Source organism: Lentimicrobiaceae bacterium (assembly GCA_020636745.1).
Lineage (GTDB): Bacteria > Bacteroidota > Bacteroidia > Bacteroidales > Lentimicrobiaceae > Lentimicrobium.
Genome location: JACJXH010000006.1, coordinates 92,607 through 113,315, shown reverse-complemented (window position 1 = coordinate 113,315; position 20,709 = coordinate 92,607). Strand labels below are relative to the sequence as shown.

At 41.2% G+C, this 20,709-nt stretch carries 17 protein-coding genes; 6 read left to right on the top strand and 11 right to left on the bottom strand.

The features are described from left to right. Nucleotides 1-48 precede the first annotated feature (48 nt). Complete coding sequence (locus H6541_10545; GenBank protein MCB9016223.1) at nucleotides 49-1,248, top strand: porin; 1,200 nt, start codon at nucleotides 49-51, stop codon at nucleotides 1,246-1,248. Between the two features lie 56 nt (nucleotides 1,249-1,304). Here the strand turns inward: H6541_10545 and H6541_10540 are convergent, their stop codons facing one another. From H6541_10540 to H6541_10490, 11 genes are all read right to left on the bottom strand, one after another. Further along, the gene (locus tag H6541_10540) at nucleotides 1,305-1,736 is read right to left on the bottom strand and encodes a rhodanese-like domain-containing protein (protein MCB9016222.1); all 432 of its coding nucleotides are present in this window, start codon (nucleotides 1,734-1,736) and stop codon (nucleotides 1,305-1,307) included. A 235-nt stretch (nucleotides 1,737-1,971) separates the two neighbouring features. Next, nucleotides 1,972-3,015, bottom strand: coding sequence for an ACR3 family arsenite efflux transporter (arsB, locus tag H6541_10535; protein MCB9016221.1), 1,044 nt, complete (start codon nucleotides 3,013-3,015; stop codon nucleotides 1,972-1,974). A 36-nt stretch (nucleotides 3,016-3,051) separates the two neighbouring features. Then, nucleotides 3,052-3,471, bottom strand: a complete 420-nt coding sequence (locus H6541_10530; GenBank protein MCB9016220.1) for an arsenate reductase ArsC — start codon at nucleotides 3,469-3,471, stop codon at nucleotides 3,052-3,054. Nucleotides 3,472-3,624: 153 nt separating this feature from the next. After that, the gene (locus tag H6541_10525; GenBank protein ID MCB9016219.1) at nucleotides 3,625-3,987 is read right to left on the bottom strand and encodes a DUF190 domain-containing protein; all 363 of its coding nucleotides are present in this window, start codon (nucleotides 3,985-3,987) and stop codon (nucleotides 3,625-3,627) included. A gap of 3 nt (nucleotides 3,988-3,990) precedes the next feature. Further along, on the bottom strand, nucleotides 3,991-4,368 hold the full coding sequence (gene crcB / locus H6541_10520; GenBank protein MCB9016218.1) for a fluoride efflux transporter CrcB: 378 nt from the start codon (nucleotides 4,366-4,368) through the stop codon (nucleotides 3,991-3,993). A gap of 88 nt (nucleotides 4,369-4,456) precedes the next feature. Next, nucleotides 4,457-5,473 carry a permease gene (locus tag H6541_10515; GenBank protein ID MCB9016217.1) on the bottom strand — a complete coding sequence of 339 codons (1,017 nt, stop codon included), beginning with the start codon at nucleotides 5,471-5,473 and terminating at the stop codon, nucleotides 4,457-4,459. Between the two features lie 33 nt (nucleotides 5,474-5,506). After that, complete coding sequence (locus tag H6541_10510; GenBank protein ID MCB9016216.1) at nucleotides 5,507-6,202, bottom strand: sulfite exporter TauE/SafE family protein; 696 nt, start codon at nucleotides 6,200-6,202, stop codon at nucleotides 5,507-5,509. Nucleotides 6,203-6,339: 137 nt separating this feature from the next. Then, the gene (locus H6541_10505) at nucleotides 6,340-6,771 is read right to left on the bottom strand and encodes a hypothetical protein (GenBank protein MCB9016215.1); all 432 of its coding nucleotides are present in this window, start codon (nucleotides 6,769-6,771) and stop codon (nucleotides 6,340-6,342) included. Between the two features lie 16 nt (nucleotides 6,772-6,787). Beyond that, entirely contained in the window at nucleotides 6,788-7,021 is a 234-nt protein-coding gene (locus H6541_10500) for a TM0996/MTH895 family glutaredoxin-like protein (protein MCB9016214.1), read from the bottom strand. Between the two features lie 48 nt (nucleotides 7,022-7,069). After that, on the bottom strand, nucleotides 7,070-7,375 hold the full coding sequence (locus H6541_10495; protein MCB9016213.1) for a helix-turn-helix transcriptional regulator: 306 nt from the start codon (nucleotides 7,373-7,375) through the stop codon (nucleotides 7,070-7,072). 132 nt (nucleotides 7,376-7,507) lie between these two features. Continuing rightward, nucleotides 7,508-8,551, bottom strand: coding sequence for an agmatinase family protein (locus H6541_10490; protein MCB9016212.1), 1,044 nt, complete (start codon nucleotides 8,549-8,551; stop codon nucleotides 7,508-7,510). Between the two features lie 127 nt (nucleotides 8,552-8,678). Between H6541_10490 and H6541_10485 the strand changes: the two genes are divergently transcribed. The 5 genes from H6541_10485 to hppD all read left to right on the top strand — a co-directional run bounded on the left by H6541_10485 (nucleotide 8,679) and on the right by hppD (nucleotide 20,654). Continuing rightward, entirely contained in the window at nucleotides 8,679-9,008 is a 330-nt protein-coding gene (locus H6541_10485; protein ID MCB9016211.1) for a DMT family protein, read from the top strand. A gap of 430 nt (nucleotides 9,009-9,438) precedes the next feature. Continuing rightward, nucleotides 9,439-12,696, top strand: a complete 3,258-nt coding sequence (locus tag H6541_10480; protein MCB9016210.1) for a M6 family metalloprotease domain-containing protein — start codon at nucleotides 9,439-9,441, stop codon at nucleotides 12,694-12,696. A 267-nt stretch (nucleotides 12,697-12,963) separates the two neighbouring features. After that, nucleotides 12,964-18,006: a M6 family metalloprotease domain-containing protein gene (locus H6541_10475; GenBank protein MCB9016209.1), complete on the top strand. Its 5,043-nt coding sequence runs from the start codon at nucleotides 12,964-12,966 to the stop codon at nucleotides 18,004-18,006. A 282-nt stretch (nucleotides 18,007-18,288) separates the two neighbouring features. After that, a complete protein-coding gene (locus H6541_10470) occupies nucleotides 18,289-19,446 on the top strand; it encodes a homogentisate 1,2-dioxygenase (GenBank protein ID MCB9016208.1) in 1,158 nt (385 codons plus the stop codon). Between the two features lie 107 nt (nucleotides 19,447-19,553). After that, on the top strand, nucleotides 19,554-20,654 hold the full coding sequence (hppD, locus tag H6541_10465; GenBank protein ID MCB9016207.1) for a 4-hydroxyphenylpyruvate dioxygenase: 1,101 nt from the start codon (nucleotides 19,554-19,556) through the stop codon (nucleotides 20,652-20,654). Nucleotides 20,655-20,709 lie beyond the last annotated feature (55 nt).

Here is a 20,709-nt window from a genome sequence, read left to right as displayed (position 1 = left end):
AACCGACGGCCTCTTTTTTTTTAATGTATAACCTCTAATCACCTGTACATGCCAAAAAGAACAATCCTTTTTCTTGCATTTTTCGCACTTATAATCAGCAGCTTAAGCGCCCAGACAGAAGTTGACGAACGCGCCATGATATCATTTCGCAAAGGTTTGGGGTTTAACGCACCTGATAGCACTTTTGGTGTAAACATAAGATTAAGAATGCAGAATCGCCTTGTATTGAACATGAATGATGATTTTGACATTGAAGATATAGAAGCCAGGGTAAGTCGTCTCAGACTCAGATTTGATGGCTACATTCTCAACAGTAATCTGACTTATTACATTCAATTGTCGTTTTCGCGGGGCGATCAGGATTGGGACAATACACATATTCCCAACCTGGTGCGTGACGCTATGGTTTATTACCATTTTAATCCCAAATTTTATGTTGGCTTCGGACAGGGAAAACTACCGGGTAACCGCCAAAGAATAACTTCAAGTGGTCAGCAACAGTTTTATGACCGATCAAATGTAAATGCAAACTTAACTCTTGACAGGGACTTTGGATTTTTCGGATACTACAGCGACAAATTAGGAGGCGTTCATTATAATTTAAAGGCTGCTGTATCGACAGGCGATGGCAGAAACCAGCTTAAGACCAACGATGGATTGGCTTACACTGCAAGACTGGAGCTTTTACCACTGGGCAAATTTAAAAAAGACGGTGATTTTTCAGAAGGAGACCTTGAATTTGAATCTACTCCAAAAATTTCATTAGCTGCCGGATATTCCATCAATCAAAAAGCCAAACGAACCCGTGGTACAATAGGGACTGACCTTTATGAAAACCGCAACTTACAATCAGCGTTTGCTGATGTAATCATCAAATATAAAGGATGGGCACTTTCTTCCGAGTATTTAAACCGAACGGTAGATGGTTCGGCATATACTTATAATCCGGCTGATTCGTCACAGCTTGCATTTGTGGTTGCCGGGCATGGCATTAACACCCAAATAAGTTATTGCTTCAGAAACTATTGGGAAATTGCAGCGCGATATTCAGTTCTGGAACCTGATGCTGAAATAAGACCATTGGCCAGACAGGATTCTTACTATATTATCGGGGTAAATAAATACATCAAAAAGCACCTGACAAAATTTCAGGGTTTTATCGGATACCGTAATCAACACTTATACGATGCTTTACTATCTGATAAAAACAATCTGCTACTGGTATTTCAGGTAGAGTTAGGCATTTAATGAATAATCTTAAGAAAAAGCAGCTAACCGAAAATCAATCCGGTTAGCTGTTTTTTTTAATGCCCGCAAGAGCAACCGCTGCATCCGCCCATTTCATCATCATCTTCGTACCCGGTGCTGCAACTGCCAGAGCTGCACCCACCTGTATCACAGCTTCCTGAGCTGCAGCCATGGTTTACATTGTACTTAACCAAAAAACCTTCCTGAAACCAGGCCTGAACACCGCCAGCTACATAACCCACATTTTCAAACCCCTGATGATAAAGAAGGTTTGCGGCTTTAAAACCACTTGCCTCATCATAACCTCCGGCAATATACACAGGCGCTTTATCAAGCCATTGCAATTTTTCAAGTAACTGCAACAATGTAACCTGCGTAGTTTCAATGCCATCATAAGCAACAACACTAAATCCCTCTTCATCAATAATATCAAGGAATATAGCACCTTCATTCATTTTTTGGAAAGCCTCTGAGGGCTTAAGTTTCATTATTTCTGACATGATTTTATCGTTCTGAATTAAAGATGTGCAAAGTTATATATTTTACTGTTTTTGGACATGGATGAAATTATTCATTTCGCACTAACACTTTTAGTCATGCCATTTACAACACATAATAACCTGCATTTATGATATTTAAGCCAAATTTACGGGCTAAAAAAAATAAAATGATTAAACTGATTCAATCAACAAACTTTCCATAGTAAACCGAAACAAATCTAAATCAATTACCGGCAAATTTAAACCGGGTTCTATTGGCAATTTTTACTAAAGAAAGCATTACAGGTACTTCAACAAGGACACCAACAACAGTAACAAGTGTGGCGCCTGAATTAAGCCCGAAAAGAACAATGGCCACAGCCACCGAAAGTTCAAAAAAATTACTGGCTCCTATCATAGAAGCCGGAGCTGCAATACTGTGAGGAAGTTTCCAAATTTCTGCCCACTTGTAAGCAATAAAAAAAATAAAAAAAGTCTGTATAATTAACGGAATGGCTATCAAGAGAATATTTAAGGGATTTCCAAGAATAATATCGCCCTGGAATGAAAAAATAATGATAAGTGTGAATAACAGTCCGGCTATGGTTGTCCCGGTAAATTTTCTGATGAAAACCTGATTAAAATAGTTGAGCCCGTAACGTCTGATAACAGTTCGTCTGACAAAAACAGCAATAACGAGAGGGATAACGACAAACAACACCACAGAGAGTATCAATGTATTCCATGGAATTACAATGCCGCTGACACCCAGGAGAAAAGTAACAATTGGGATAAATGCCACCATAATTATCAGATCGTTAACCGCAACCTGAACAAGGGTATAAGCAGGGTTGCCTTGTGTAAGATGACTCCACACAAATACCATTGCAGTGCACGGAGCTGCTCCAAGCAGCACAGCTCCTGCCAGATATTCTTTGGCAAGGGTAGCCGGGATTAACCACTTAAAGATGACGAAAAAAAACAGCCAGGCAAAGCCAAACATCGTAAACGGTTTAACCAACCAGTTAACTACAAGAGTAATAGTCAGGCCTTTAGGCATTTTTACAGCATGTGCAACACTTGTAAAATCAATTTTAAGCATCATGGGAAAAATCATCACCCAAATTAACACTGCGATGGGGATTGAGACGCTGGCATACTCCAGTTTTCCGAGAGTTTGAGGAATTGCGGGAAAGGTCTTACCCAGAAAAATCCCTACAACGATACAACCAGTCACCCATAAACTAAGGTACCGGTCAAAAAAAGACATTTCCTGTAATTTGCTCATGGACTTTATGATAGCTGTTAGCAATTCAAAATAGTATTATTCCTGAATATTTTCGAGATAGAATTTCAGAAAACCTTCCTTTATTTCATTCCTAACCCTGATAAATTCGCTATAAACAAACTCATCAGTACCCACAGCATGGGAAGGATCATCAAAACCCATATGTAAACGATTTTTCACTTTACCAGAGAAAGCGGGACAAGACTCATTAGCTCCTCCGCAAACAGTAATCACATAATCCCACTCCTCATCGAGATATTTTTCAACCGAATCGGAAGTGTGCGTGCTGATATCCACTCCTATTTCGCTCATCACCTGAACGGCTTTTTGATTAAGCCTGCCAGAAGCATCAGTACCGGCTGAACAAACAACCAGACGAGGATCAAATGATTGTAAAAAGCCATGAGCCATTTGCGAACGGCATGAATTTCCAGTACAAAGAATCAGAATCTTCATGAATTTAATTGCTTTATTTTTCTTTAACTGAACTTAAAAAACACACTCCGGCGATACAATGACATCTTCAGGTTTTCCAGTCATATATATTACTATCTGCGCAAAATGAAAACAACAAACGACTTGTCGCCAGAAATGCAAAAACGAAGCAGCTTAAAAAAACTTCTTATTAACCCCTTTTTTAAACAGCTCAACTTTTACCTTTTCAGTCGTAATCAAACAACCGGTTGGTATCTTATGAAACCAGGGCCTGATAATATCCAAAAACTGGTTTATCATCTTATGGTCATCAACAATTTCAATGATTACAGGTAGTTTTTCAGTAATTTCCCACAACTTGGAAGTATGAACCACACTACTCGACCCATATCCCATGCTCCCTCTGAACACAGTTGCTCCGGCAAGGCCATACCTGCGGGCAGCAAAAACAAGTGTTTCACTTAGCAAGGAATGTCTGAACTTATCAGTATTGCTGATATAAACCCGCAGCCTGATGATTTCTGAATCTGCTTTCATGTTTTAAAATACTTTGGTTAATGCATTTCCTGCAAATGTGGCCGCCAGCCCCAAAAAAACACTTAATCCGGCATATAAGGTGAAATAAAGAAAACTACCATCGCGTAACAAAGCCAGATTTTCATTTGAGAAAGTTGAAAAGGTGGTAAAACCTCCGCAAAAGCCAACCGTTAGAAATAACCTCAGCTCGGCATTGTTCAGGTTGCCACGCTCAGAAAGTCCAAAAAACAAACCAATCAGAAAACAACCAATGATATTTACAAAAAAAGTCCCGAAAGGGATTGCAGAAACAAAGCCAGATTGAATATAGCGTGAAGCGAGATAGCGGGAAACACCACCTAAAAAACTACCGGAGCCAATCACAAAAAGTATTTTCAGCATACTGTGTTTTTGAGTTTTTAAAGGTAATCAACTTTTGAAAAATGGCCAGCCAGACACCCAAGCGAATACAAATATCCGAAATTCAGTATCAATAAATCCAATTAAAAATAAAACCTACAATGATGATACCAGTAGAAACAATACCCACAAAAGCAAAAATAAGTCTCAATTTCAACACTTTGCGAAGGATAATCAATTCGGGCAACGAAAGACCAATAACCGACATCATAAAAGCCAAAGCAGTGCCAAGCGGCACACCTTTCTCAATCAGAACACTTACAATCGGAATAATTCCTGCGGCGTTGGAATAAAGTGGAACGCCAATCAGAATAGAAAGAGGGACAGAATACCAGGTTGATTTACCCATCAGCTGAGCCATAAAGCTTTCCGGTACATAACCATGAGCTGCAGCCCCCACTCCTACGCCAATTACAATATAAATCCAGACCTTTCCAACAATTTCTCTAACGGCATCAAAACCCCTGCTGATACGCTGATCCATTGTAATAATTTCATTTTCACCATCAGTGACATTGCCCTTCATTTCGTAAACCCAGCCCTCAACATGCCTTTCCAGTTTGAGCTTTCCTATCATCCAACCTGCAGCAATGGCAAGTATAAGGCCTGTTCCAATATAAATAGCGGCCACCTCCCACCCAAAAAGCCCGAACAAAAGAACCACGGCAACTTCATTGATCATAGGAGCAGCTATCAAAAAAGAGAATGTTACACCTAAGGGAACACCGGCCTCCATAAATCCAAGAAAAAGCGGAATGGCTGAACACGAGCAAAAAGGGGTAACAATACCCAGCATGGCTGCCATAATGTTTCCGGCAAAAAGTGACTTTCCTTCAAGTGCTTTGCGGGTGCGTTCAGCTGTAAAAAAGGTCCTTACAATGCCCACAAAGAAAATTATCAGCACCAACAGCATCATGACTTTAGGCACTTCGAAAATAAAAAAGCGCAGTGCTTCTGTCAAATGAGCTCCCTGTTTAAGGTTGAAAACCTGCTCAATTAAAAAATCAACCGCAGGCTCCAGGTTATGATAAATGAAGTACCATATCACAATTCCGGCAATAATCCAGATAATTCTTTTCAATTTCATAATTTTCAATAAACTTGGCGGAGCAAAAAAGACTCAGATAAAAAAGATTACAATGTAGTATACGCCTACGCCTATAAACAATACAGAAACCACCCTGCGAAACCATAGTTCAAACATTTTCAACCGATTATAAGCCCTGCCAACATTCCCAACGGCATAGGCCAACAGCCAGGCAAAAATGATAACGGGCAACCCGGTAGCCAAAGCAAAAACTAATGGCAATAAAAGACCTGACGGACTTGAAATCGTTATGGGGATGAGCATTCCAAAATACAACACTCCACTATAAGGACAAAAAGCCAGCGCAAATGCCATTCCGAGCAACAATGCATTCCAGAAACCAATGTTTTTTTTGTTTTCCATCCGTTCAGCTAAATGAAAGCCGGGAATGCTCAATTTGATAAAATCAAGCATCAACAAGCCAATCAGAATCAGAACAGGGCCCAGGATTTTTTCGCCCCAACCCTGAAAAATCCGGATCACATCAAACTTGCTTGCTCCAAAAAAGAGAACAATACCAAGCCCCGTATAAGAAATAGCCCTTCCAAGTGTATAAATGAGCCCACTCGCAAAAACCCTGTTGCGGTTACTCAAATCGCGGCTAATAAAGCCGATAGCGGAAATATTGGTTGCCAGCGGACATGGACTAATGGCAGTCATTAAACCCAGCACAAGCGCCGTGAGGACTCCATAAGAAGAGTTTTCAAGCAGGGTGTTAAAAATGTTCATATCAGATTATGCTATTATTTTTTTGAAAGCCCTTAAAAAACTCAATTACAGCCAGATAAAACCTGGCAAAGCACTGAACAACTATGAAATTTTATCTCTTAAAACCGGGAAAACCATTGACAAAGCTGTGATCTTTACTATTTCAGGGCTGCATCAATAGTTGACTTAATCTCAGCTTTAAGTTTATCAGGCTCACTAAGAGCATACATAAACCCGGGTTCGGTCAAATCAGTTTGTAAAGTGTCCTTCAGGATAATCAATGCCTGCCCGGCAATTTTTAACCTATTGCCAAGCTCCTCCCCGTCCTTTTCTTCCAGATTAATTGACTGAAATGAAATTTCCCCATTTTTAAGTTTATCAGGGTAAAATTCATCTAAAACACTTCTGGTTACGTCTTCCACGGCATTACAGGTAGCACACCTGCGTGAGTAATGAAAATAGTACACTTGCACCCCTGCCCGGTCTTTGACAGTTGCCATAGCATCACCCTCTGTTTTAACACCGGAGTTATTACACGAAATCAGCGAAATACATATCAGTAATACGCCAAAAAAACTTAAATTTTTCATCCTTTATCGCTTGAAGTTAACCCAGAATAAACTTTGCAATTTCATCATTAGAAGGAACACGGCCTTTCACGACTACCTTTCCATCAACCACCAATGCGGGAGTGGTCATCACTCCAAATTTCATTATTTCCATGATATCGTCAACTTTAGTCACAGTTGCATCGATTTTGTTCTCTTCAACCACTTCACGGGTTGCTTTTTCGAGGGCTTTACATTTTTGGCAGCCAGGACCTAAAACTTTAATTTCCATTGATTTAATATTTAAAGGTTATTGATACAAAATATAAAGGCAAACAGGCTATTCCTTAAAAAAATTACGGAAAAGCGATTCAGCAAAAGCCCAGTTCTCCTTGTTGATACAATATTTAATATAGGGAGGGTTAATCTCCCCCTGAATCAATCCGGCGGCTTTCAATTCTTTGAGATGTTCAGACAAAGTTGAACGAGCAATATCGAGATTTTCATGCAAATCGCCGCTGTAACAGCAGGTTTTGGTATTACTGGCAATATAGTTAAGTATATAAACCCGCACCGGATGCGATAAAGCCTTGGCAAAACGGGCTATTTTATATTGTTCGTCGGAATAAATCTTAGCTTTGTCCATAACATTTCGCATTTCGTCGAATGACGAAACAAATGTAAATCAAAATAAAATCACCGGAAACAAAAAGGCTGAATAATTTTTAATTAAAAAAAAACACCCAAAACAGGAACAGATATGATAAGTTACAACTTATCAGCCAGCCATAGTTCCGCAAAGCTGATAAAGCACCCTGGCTCCGACATTGCCATCCCAGCTATCAGCACCCGGAGCAACTTCACAAAGGTCAAAACCAATAATTTCCTTTCCGCTAGCTTTCAACACATTCAGCAGATGCATCAACTCTTCAAAATCAAGCCCACCGGGAACCGGCGTACCAGTGTTCGGACATAGTTTAGGATCCAAACCGTCAATATCAATGGAAATATGAACCTTTTGAGGAAGCCTGCTTACTATTTCGAGACATAGCTGATGCCAGTTTTCACCGGTAAACAGCCTTCTTCTGATTTCCCTGTCGAAATAAACCGCAATTTTTTCAGGGTTATCTGCACACAATTCATTCTCCTGCAGGCAGTAATCTCTGATGCCTATTTGAACCAGTTTACTGATTTGCGGCACAGTTTCAAGTGCATTGTAAAAGATGGAAGCATGAGAATATGTAAACCCTTCAAAAGCCCTTCTTAAATCCATATGAGCATCGAGATGAAGGATACCAAAATCAGCATGATGCTCTCCCTGCAACTGAATATAACCAAGAGGAATACTATGGTCTCCTCCGATCAGGCCCACCATTTTCCCCTGATTTTTCCAATAAGCTGCTCTATTTTTAACCCAGTTATTCATTTGAATACAGGCGTTATTTACCTGATTGAGAACTTCTGTAAGTTCCTGATTCTTTTGAGGGTCAATTCCATCCTCAATGGCTTCAATAACTTTCTGAGCATTCGCTTTCGCCTGTTTCCCCATCAAAGCAATCTCCATGGGATACTCATCCAAAAAGATGCCTCTTTTCCACAGTTCAGGATAATTATGATGATGCAGGTCTATTTGTGTTGAAGCTTCATTCATGGCCAGCGGCCCATCTCCTGTTCCTGAGCCATAGCTTACAGTTACTTCCCACGGAACAGGAATAATAATGATATCAGACTGTTCAGCATTGAAAGGCAAGCCAAAAATCCCGGTAATACCCGAAGCTGCTGCACTGGGGTCGAATGTTGCAATTATTTCTTCCTTTTTCATTTTCAGATTATATCAATTAAGTGGCAAAAATAAAGATTAAAGGCAAGTTTTCTCTTATAAATAATCAAGCACATAACGAAACAGGGCAAACCTAATCGCTAAATTTGCCAAAATTTTCAACTGTCTTATGAGAACTGTCTTATTACTGATTGCTTCTAATGTATTTATGACATTTGCCTGGTATGGCCACCTAAAATTTAAAGAAGCTGCTCTTTGGAAAGTTATATTAATTAGTTGGAGTATAGCTCTTTTCGAATATATGCTGATGGTTCCGGCCAACCGCATCGGACATGGCACCTTTTCCGTTGCACAGCTAAAAACCATTCAGGAAGTAATTACCTTGCTTGTTTTTGCAGCATTTTCTGTCCTGTTTTTGAAAGAACCACTTAAATGGAATTACCTGGTGGGCTTTGCATTCATCGTTATGGCAGTATTTTTTATTTTTAAAAAGTGGTAAAACCCGCCAATTCTATCCCTTAAAATCAACATCACTATATTTTTATAATAGCCGGTTAACGTCGCCTGCCTGCCAAATAATGCTAAAATAACCGTGCAGATGAATTATTTCATCGGCTAATAATCTCACGTCATTCATAAACTTATCATTCTTATACCTACACCCCTTCCATCCTGAATAAACCGTGAGCTCTTCGAATCTTCAAACCTGTTTAATGCAAGGTCTATTAAACTCTTCCCTGTTTATAACCAAATAATTAACATGCCCTTAGGATTATTTTATCAAATTGTAAATTATTTATACACCAAGAAAATTTTGTGTAAAATTTAATAACTCTAACCCATTACTTTTTCGATTTTTTACCATTATTGTTAAACATTTTCCTTGATTTTAAGTAAATAATTTATACAGTCAACAATTTACCTCTGACATGAAAAGGCTCTTACTCCTTATTTGCCTTGCAGAACTCCTTATCACCACATCCACATTTGGTGTTTCAGTGAGCAAACAGGCCGTTCAGGTTTATCAACCTGACGGGAGCAAAATAGAGTGCTATGCTTCAGGGGATGAGTATTACAATTTTCTTGAGGACAAGGATGGATTTACCATTGTTCAGGCCAGCGATGGCTATTATTATTATGGTATTTCAGAAAACGGCATGGTTGTCGCTTCTCCTTACAGGGTAAATACAGTCGATCCGAACACCACCGGAATCAGGAAAGGAGTCAGAATTTCAAAGGAGAGGTACAACAGTAAAAGAGCTTTATTTAATGATGGCAACAGCCGTTCGGCCAGCGGGTTATCTACTGGAGCATTCAACAACATTGTTATTTACCTGAAATTCTCCGACGATACGGACTTTATCATACCGCGCCAGGATTACGACAACAAATTCAATCTTCCCGAAGGGAACTCACTCAAATCATACTTTCACGAAGTTTCCTATTCTAAACTAACAATTCACTCAACGCATTTGCCCGAAAGCGATGCAATGGCCAACCAATCCTATACAGACGCACACCCTCGCAGTTATTTTGAGCCATACAACGCCACAACAAACCCATCAGGATACACCGACGAGCCCGACAGGCGACTGCGCGAGCACACATTGGTGAAAGATGCAGTGGAATGGTTGAATACAAATTCACCAGTTCCGGCAAATCTTAATATCGACAGTGATGACGATGGGAAAATTGACAATATCAGCTTCATTGTCAGAGGCAATAACAGCGTCTGGTCAGGTTTACTATGGTCACACAAATGGGCATTAGGCTCGTTTAATGTTTACATGAATAACAAACAGGTTTGGAATTACATATTTGTGCCTGAATCACAAGCTTCTGTCACTACAATTTGCCATGAGATGTTTCATACGCTCGGAGCACCTGATTTGTACCACTATCATGACGACGGAGCTGACATATCACCTGTTTATGAATATGACATCATGGCCAATGGCAGTGGTCATATGACCTCATACATGAAATGGAAATACACAAATCAGTCCTGGATTGAATCAATTCCTGAAATTACTGAATCAGGAACTTATACGCTTTCTCCGCTCACTTCACCTGCCAACAATTGCTACAAAATTGCCTCCCCCTACTCTTCAGTTGAATACTTCGTACTGGAATACCGCCGTTCAACAGGTACTTTTGAAGGCAGCAGACCCGGTTCAGGGCTTATTGTCTACAGGGTTAATCCGCTAATTGAAGGAAATACTGACGGGCCACCTGACGAATTATATATTTTCAGGCCCAACGGCACAAATACTACAAACGGCGAGCCATGGAATGCATATTTTTCGCAACAGGCAGGACGTACAACCCTGAATGATGAAACAAATCCTGCTGCATTTCTTCAGAACGGAAATATAAGCGGATTGAATGTATATAATATATCAGAAGCCGGCAACACCATTTCGTTCAGCGTTGACTTTAACCCAATCCAAAACCCTGTTCAATTTATGGCAAATGCCATTACAGAAGAACAGATAGAGTTATCGTGGCAGAAAAAAAACCAGGAAGACAGAGTACTGCTGGCTTATCATAATTCACCTGATTTTGGCCAACCTGAAGAAGGACACATTTACCCAGCAGGGAGCACGTTGCCCGGAGGAGGTGAAGTTATTTATTCAGGTCACCTCTCAGATTTTGATCATGATTCTCTTTTACCTTCCACCGTTTATTATTACAAACTTTGGTCTGCCGACAGCACCATTTCTTACTCTTCAGGCGTAACTGTTTCTGCAAGTACACATTGTACTGTTGTAACATTACCATTTTCCGAATCATTCTCAGAAAACATTTTCCCTTTATGCTGGACCCAACAAACCTCAGGGACTGACATTTCGGGCAACTGGGAAGTATCAGTTACCAATAACACAAACGGCAATGCCAACGAAATAAAATCAACCTGGCAAAACAGAAGTCAGGCATTTACCCGGCTTGTTTCGCCTGCCATAAATACTTTAGGAGTTACAGAGCTATCTGTTTGTTTCAAATATTTATTGAATGATTATGGCCCCGGAGCTATTTTAAAAATCCAATCAAGCGCCGATGGAATAAACTGGACCAACGGCTCATGGTCGATAGAAACATCATCGGCTGCCATTTCATTGCCAACACAGGTTAACACCTCCATTGCAACAAATCCTTCATCTCCGCAATGGTATCTGGCTTTTACTGTTGAAGGAGATCTTTCGCAGTACAATTATTGGTATATCGATGACATAACAGTATCAGCCCTTTCAATGCAACAGGTAAATGTTGCATCTTCCGCCAGTCCCGATCAGGGAGGCATCGTTTCAGGAACCGGTACATACAATTTCGGAACATCTGTTAAGTTGGTGGCAGCCGCAAATTCAGGATACAAATTCAACTGTTGGTCTGAAAACGGGGCTGTAATTGCCACTGACCCTAAAATTACCATATCAGCAGACTGCAACCGTGAAATAACAGCAAACTTTAGCTTATCCGAATTCAACATTTCGGCTCTAACAAACAACGATAGCTGCGGAACAACCACTGGAGGTGGCATTTACAATTACGGAAACACGGCAAACATTACTGCTCAGCCTAATGAAGGCTGGACCTTTTTATATTGGAGCGAAAGCGGCCGTGTGGTATCAACCAATAATAACTATCGCTTTATTGTCGATTCAGACCATGTGCTGGTTGCAAATTTTACCCGATTATACAACATCTCAGCCAATGCCGATTCTGACATAAAAGGATATACAACAGGCAGCCAACAATACACCAGGGGCGAAAATGCAATAGCGATGGCATATGCCAATAGTGGATTCAAATTCGTATGCTGGACTGAAAATGGCGAGAAAATATCAGAGGAAGCCACTTTTTCGTTTTCTGTACAAAGTGACAGAAATCTTACCGCGGTGTTTGAACCTGCAGCCCTTTCAAACCATGGTGTCAACGAAAATTTCATAGCATACCCCAACCCAACCCAGGGACTTCTCAATATTGAATCAATACAATACCCCGGTTGTTTGATTGAAAACATAGTTGTTTACAACGCAAAAAAACAGCATATCTTCAACCAAAGTTCAGTCATCTCAGGGCAAAAAACCAGCATCGACTTTTCCAACCACCCCAATGGAATCTACTTTGTAAGATTAAATTCAAACACCCTGAATGAAGCAACAATTAAAGTAGTTGTAAAAAAGTAACATTCGGAAATACAACTGCCATTTGAGATGAGCACTCATATCATCATTTATCATCATTCAGGCCAGGCCATTACCTGAAAACCGGGTTTTCGGTTAAAGATCAAACAAAAGTCAAACTTCAAACAATTACACACCAAAAGATTCCAACCAAGTTTTTGCTCAAAGCCTGCAATTTTATGATTACTTTTTACCTTTAATTGCAATTAAATAATACAACAACATTGAGCTTTTTACAACATAAAGCACATTCAAAAAAAATAAATTTCCATGAAAAAGTTCTTCCTTTTACTTGTTTTTTCAACACTATTGCTGTCATCAAACATATTCGGAGCCTACGTTAAAGATCAGCCTTACCAGATAACTCAGCCAGACGGAACTGTCATCGATTGTTTTGTATCGGGTGACGAATTTTTTAACTGGCTGCATGATTCAGAAGGATTTACCATTATTCAGGCTGAGGACGGCTATTATTACTATGGAATTGAAGAAAAGGGCATAGTAGTACCATCAAGTTTCAAAGTAAACCAGGTGAACCCCGAAGCGGTTGGATTAAAAAGATGGGCAAAGATTTCAAGAGCAGAATATTTCAGCCGAAAGGAACTTTTAACTAAAGAAGCCAACACTTCAACCAGGGCCCCTCACCTTGGAACCATGAACAATCTGGTCGTTTATATCAAATTTTCAGATGATTCAGAATTTACAACTACCCGTCAGACATATGACAATTTGTTTAACCAGCCAACCGGCAACTCACTAAAATCATATTTTAACGAAGTCTCTTACACACAGTTTACCATAGGCTCAACTCATTATCCTGATTGCGCGCTTACAACAAACTATTCATACACCGACACGCACGCACGCAATTATTTTGAGCCCTATAACGCCACAACCAATCCCGCAGGTTATAATGGAAGTACTGAACGTACTACCCGCGAGCACACGCTTTTAAAAGATGCCATTACCTGGATTAATGCCAACTCTCCTGTTCCTGCCGGGCTCAATATTGATGGCGACAATGATAACAAAGTAGACAACGTTTGCTTTATTATCAGAGGAGGGAACGGCGCCTGGGCCAGCCTGTTATGGGCTCACCGCTGGGCTCTTTACACTGAAAATGTATACATTAACGGCAAACGTGTTTATGATTACACGTTTCAACCTGAAACGCAGGTCAATGTAAGAACATTATGCCATGAAATGTTCCATGCTTTAGGCGCACCTGATTTATATCATTATGATGATGGCGGTTTGAATATAGCACCTGTTTCTTCATGGGATTTAATGGAATCAGGGGGTGGACACATGGGTGCTTACATGAAATGGAAATACACCAATAATTCATGGATAAGCTCAATTCCGGAAATCACCACCTCAGGAACATATACCCTTAATCCATTAACATCATCAACCAACAACTGCTACAAGATTATTTCGCCTAATTCAACATCTCAATATTTTGTTGTTGAATACAGAAAAACGACCGGCACATTTGAATCTAACTTACCGGGAAGCGGATTAATTGTTTACCGCATTGATCCAGCTTACAATGGAAATGCAAGCGGCCCTCCTGACGAAGTATATATTTACAGGCCCAATGGAACCACTGCTGTAAATGGAACCACATCTTCTGCATATTTCTCTGCCGGTTCAGGACGTACAGCCATCAACGATGGAACCAACCCATCCTCTTTTCTTCAGGATGGCAGCGCCGGAGGATTAAACATCTACAATGTAACTGCAGCAGACAACACCATTTCATTTACCATTGGCATCAGCTACGTTACAAACCCCATAAGCCTTGCTGCAAACAGCGTATCAGGAAGCCAGATTAACCTGAACTGGCAAAAAAACAGCGCTAACAACAATGTTGTGCTGGCATACAGCACCACACCTACCTTTGGAATTCCTGTAACGGGAACAGGATATACCGCAGGCGCAACAATCCCTGGCGGAGGAACCGTTATATATGCGGGCAGTGGCACCAGTTTCAATCATACTTCGCTATCACAGGCTACCACCTATTATTACAAACTTTGGTCTGTTGACGGAACAAATACATATTCAAACGGATTAACAGCTTATGCTACTACCGATTGCGGTATAACAAACCTGCCCTATACTCAATCGTTTAATGAACAAATATTCCCGGCATGCTGGACACAGCAGGTTTCCGGTTCAAACGTATCACCAAACTGGACCATATCAAACACATCCAATGCCGGAGGCACAGCCAATGAAATGATGTCAACCTATCAGGATAAAAACCCTGCAACCACCAGATTGGTTTCCCTGCCTTTAAACACTACAGGAGTTTCAAGTCTCAACCTGAGTTTCAGGCATATGCTTGACGATTATGGCGCAGGTGCAACCCTTAAAGTTCAATCCAGCTCTGATGGAACAAACTGGACTGATGAAGCATGGTCTTTGGCAACATCCTCCAACAGCAATGTAGGCCCTTACCTGGTAAACACCACCATACAAAACAACTTAAACTCGGCTTCAACTTATATTGCCTTTACTATTGAAGGAAATCTTTATCAATATGACTACTGGTATATTGATAATGTATCCGTTTCAGCTGCCGCAGTTACATCATACCAGATAACAACCTCTTCAAACCCAACTGCAGGCGGAAGTACAAGTGGTGGAGGTAATTATAATCAAGGCGCTCAGGCCACTGTTACAGCTTCGCCAGCCAATGGTTATAACTTCATTAACTGGACTGAAAACGGAAATCCTGTTTCAACTTCGGCCAGTTATACCTTCACTGTAAATGCAAACCGAACACTGGTAGCTAACTTTACCATTCAGCAATTCACGGTTTCAACCTCCTCAAGCCCCATGGCTGGCGGCACAACTTCGGGTGGTGGAAGTTACAACTTTGGCGCTCAGGCCACTGTTACAGCTTCACCAGCCAATGGTTATAACTTCATTAACTGGACTGAAAACGGAAACACCGTTTCAACTTCGGCCAGTTATACTTTCACAGTAAATGCAAACCGGACACTGGTAGCTAACTTTGCCATTCAGCAATTCACGGTGTCAACCTCCTCAAGCCCCACGGCCGGCGGCACAACTTCGGGTGGCGGAAGTTACAACTTTGGCGCCCAGGCCACTGTCACAGCTTCACCAGCCAACGGTTATAACTTCGTTAACTGGACTGAAAACGGAAATCCTGTTTCAACTTCGGCCAGTTATACTTTCACAGTAAATGCAAACCGGACACTGGTAGCTAACTTTACCATTCAGCAATTCACGGTTTCAACCTCCTCAAGCCCCACGGCCGGCGGCACAACTTCGGGTGGCGGAAGTTACAACTTTGGCGCCCAGGCCACTGTCACAGCTTCACCAGCCAATGGTTATAACTTCGTCAACTGGACTGAAAACGGAAATCCTGTTTCAACTTCGGCCAGTTATACCTTCACAGTAAATGCAAACCGGACACTGGTAGCTAACTTTACCATTCAGCAATTCACGGTTTCAACCTCCTCAAGCCCCACGGCCGGCGGCACAACTTCGGGTGGCGGAAGTTACAACTTTGGCGCCCAGGCCACTGTCACAGCTTCACCAGCCAACGGTTATAACTTCGTTAACTGGACTGAAAACGGAAATCCTGTTTCAACTTCGGCCAGTTATACCTTCACAGTAAATGCAAACCGGACACTGGTAGCTAACTTTACTGAAGAAACAATTGAATACACCATCACCACCTTGTCCAGTCCTGCTTCAGGTGGCAACACTACAGGCGGAGGCACCTATGTTGCCGGCGCCCAGGCCACTGTCACAGCTTCACCAGCCAATGGTTATAACTTCGTTAACTGGACTGAAAACGGAAATCCCGTCTCAACTTCGGCCAGTTATACCTTCACAGTAAATACAAACCGGACACTGGTAGCTAACTTTACTGAAGAAACAATTGAATACACCATCACCACCTTGTCCAGTCCTGCTTCAGGTGGCAACACTGCAGGCGGAGGCACCTATGTTGCCGGCGCCCAGGCCACTGTCACAGCTTCACCAGCCAATGGTTATAACTTCGTCAACTGGACTGAAAACGGAAATCCTGTTTCAACTTCGGCCAGTTATACCTTCACAGTAAATGCAAACCGGACACTGGTAGCTAACTTTACTGAAGAAACAATTGAATACACCATCACCACCTTGTCCAGTCCTGCTTCAGGTGGCAACACTGCAGGCGGAGGCACCTATGTTGCCGGCGCCCAGGCCACTGTCACAGCTTCACCAGCCAATGGTTATAACTTCGTCAACTGGACTGAAAACGGAAATCCTGTTTCAACTTCGGCCAGTTATACCTTCACAGTAAATGCAAACCGGACACTGGTAGCTAACTTTACTGAAGAAACAATTGAATACACCATCACCACCTTGTCCAGTCCTGCTTCAGGTGGCAACACTGCAGGCGGAGGCACCTATGTTGCCGGCGCTCAGGCCACTGTCACAGCTTCACCAGCCAACGGTTATAACTTCGTTAACTGGACTGAAAACGGAAATCCCGTCTCAACTTCGGCCAGTTATACCTTCACAGTAAATGCAAACAGAACGCTGGTAGCTAACTTTACTGAAGAAACAATTGAATATACCATCACCACCTTGTCCAGTCCTGCTTCAGGTGGCAACACTGCAGGCGGAGGCACCTATGTTGCAGGCGCCCAGGCCACTGTCACAGCTTCACCAGCCAATGGTTATAACTTCGTCAACTGGACTGAAAACGGAAATCCTGTTTCAACTTCGGCCAGTTATACCTTCACAGTAAATGCAAACCGGACGTTGGTAGCTAACTTTACCATTCAGCAATACTTTATTAAACTGAATGCCAACCCCGAAAATGGCGGATATACAAACGGAGAAGGATATTACAATGAAGGGGAAACGGCTACTATTGAAGCTTTTGAAAACAATGGTTATATGTTTGTGAGTTGGGAAGAAAACGGAAACCCGGTATCAACCAATCCTGTTTATTCTTTTCAGGTTAACAGTAGCCGGGAGCTTGTGGCTCACTTTGAACTGCAGGTAGGAATAATCACCCATGATCAAATTGGAATTGTCATCTATCCGAACCCTTCCACAGGCATTGTTTATCTGGAATCAGCATCGCCAGAATCAGTTATATTTGAAGCTGTAGAAGTTGTAAACCTGGCCGGAAAGAAAGTTTACGATGCCCAAATCACCAACCCTATCTCTAAGGTTAAAGCCCGGTTGAATTCACTGCCCGACGGAGTATATTTTTTCAAGATTAAACCATTGAATCACAATGAATTCATCAGAAAAATAATCATTAAAAAATAACAATTGAAGACTACACATAAAAAGGCCGGAATTATCCGGCCTTTTCTTTTTGTTCACCTTTAATCAGAGAAGTCAAAAAGTGAATAAAACTACCAATCAGATGAATCAGAAGGCAACATAATCAGATTCGGGAATTCTATATATAAATATTTAAAAAACGCAGTAAAAATAAGCTTTTCAGGCTGACAATGACTGAACAATAGTCCCATCTGATTGTTTAAAAAGACTTAGATAAGTTCCCTAATTTTAGAAAACAAGGGAACATAAAAAAACATCAGAACAATGCCTCATTATCACAAGCTAGGACAAATTCCGCCAAAACGGCATACACAGTTTCGCAAACCTGACGGCAGCCTGTATGCTGAACAACTGGTTTCGACTGAAGGGTTTTCAGATGCCTACTCGCTCACATACCATGTTTACCCCCCTACTCAGGTAATTAAAATAGAACCACCTATTGATGTAAAACCGGAAATTGCCATACAAAACAACATGCAACATCGCAGTTTCCAGGGATTTAAAGTTAAGCCTACGGATGATTATCTTCAAAGCCGGGTACCCGTAATGGTAAACCACGATCTCAGTATAATTCTGGCATCGCCGACAAAATCAATGGAAAAATATTTCTTTAAAAATTCTCAGGCGAGTGAGATGATTTTTATACATGAAGGTTCAGGAAAGCTAAAAAGCATGTATGGAGAAATCACATTCAGCTATGGCGATCATCTTATCATTCCCCGTGGCATTATTTACCAACTGCATTTTGATACGCCTGACAACCGGCTCTTTATTGTGGAATCATATACGCCCATCAGATTTCCCAAAAGATATGTCAATAAACTTGGGCAGCTCGAAGAACATGCTCCTTTTTGCGAACGCGACATAAGAAAACCATGCAACCTGGAAACACATGATGAAAAGGGTGATTTTGTAGTAATGATTAAGAAAGAGCACCAGATATTCCCTTACCATTTTGCCAGTCATCCATTTGATGTAATTGGCTGGGATGGATATCATTATCCGTATGCGCTTTCCATCCATGATTTTGAGCCTATTACGGGTCGTATTCACCAACCGCCCCCTGTTCATCAAACTTTTGAAGCTCACAACTATGTAATGTGTGCATTTGTACCGAGGTTATACGACTATCATCCACAATCAATCCCAGTGCCCTACAATCACAGCAATGTCGACTCCGATGAAGTACTCTATTATGTTGATGGTGATTTTATGAGTCGCAAACATGTTGATCGTGGTCAAATTACCCTGCATCCGATAGGCATTCCACACGGGCCACATCCCGGAACAGTGGAAAAAAGCCTGGGAGCCAAAGAGACAAAGGAACTGGCTGTAATGGTTGATACCTTCCGGCCTTTATGGCTAACCAAACAGGCCATGGAAATTGAAGATCCTGAGTATTTTAAATCGTGGGCTCCATAGTTTTCATTCACTTCACCGCTCAACAATAAAAGAACGGCATTTTATTCAGTTTGAAAAGCTGACATTCACAAAAACATAGATACGATTCATTTAAACCTCACAAACCAATGACTTTAAAAGAAGACTTTCTGCCGCTTAACGGCACTGATTACGTAGAATTTTACGTTGGCAATGCCAAGCAGGCTGCGTTTTATTACCAAACAGCGTTTGGGTTTCAGCCATTGGCCTATGCCGGATTGGAAACGGGTCTGAAAGACCGCACCTCATATGTGCTCATACAAGACAAAATCAGATTTGTATTCACCTCCTCACTCATACCCGACAGTGAAATTGCACAACATGTCAAAAATCACGGCGATGGCATTAAAGTAGTTGCTTTATGGGTGGATGATGCGCGCAAATCATGGAAAGAAACAACTTCGCGAGGCGCTGAATCATATTTTGAGCCTGTTGTTGAAAAAGATGCCAATGGAGAAGTAGTACGTTCAGGAATACACACTTATGGCGAAACTGTGCATGTTTTTGTTGAGCGCAGGAATTACAATGGACCTTTTTTGCCAGGCTATACAGCCTGGAAACCAGAATATAAAACGAAGGAAACCGGGCTCAAATATATTGATCATATGGTAGGCAATGTAGGATGGGGCGAAATGAATAAATGGGTCAATTTTTACGCCAATACAATGGGATTCAACCAATTGGTTTCTTTTGACGATAAAGATATCTCTACAGAATACACTGCGCTCATGAGCAAGGTTATGAGCAATGGCAATGGCAGGATTAAGTTTCCGATCAATGAGCCGGCTGAGGGAAAAAAACGCTCCCAGGTTGAAGAATACCTTGATTTTTATGGAACAAGCGGGGTTCAGCATGTGGCTATGGCTACTGACAATATCCTGGACACTGTTTCGGAGTTGCGTAAACGTGGCATTGAATTTCTTTCTGTTCCTGACTCATACTACGAAACCGTATTGAATCGGGTTGGTAAAATTGACGAAGAAATTCTATCGCTAAAAAACCTGGGAATTTTAGTTGACAGAGACGACGAAGGATACCTGCTGCAAATATTTACAAAACCTGTGGAAGACCGGCCGACGGTATTTTATGAAATAATTCAGCGGAAAGGCGCAAAATCTTTCGGCAAAGGAAACTTTAAAGCACTATTTGAAGCCATTGAACTGGAGCAGAGCAAAAGAGGAACACTTTAAAATCCCGATAAAAACCAGCTCTGAAGCTTACAGTTTTATTCCATTCAGTAGTCAT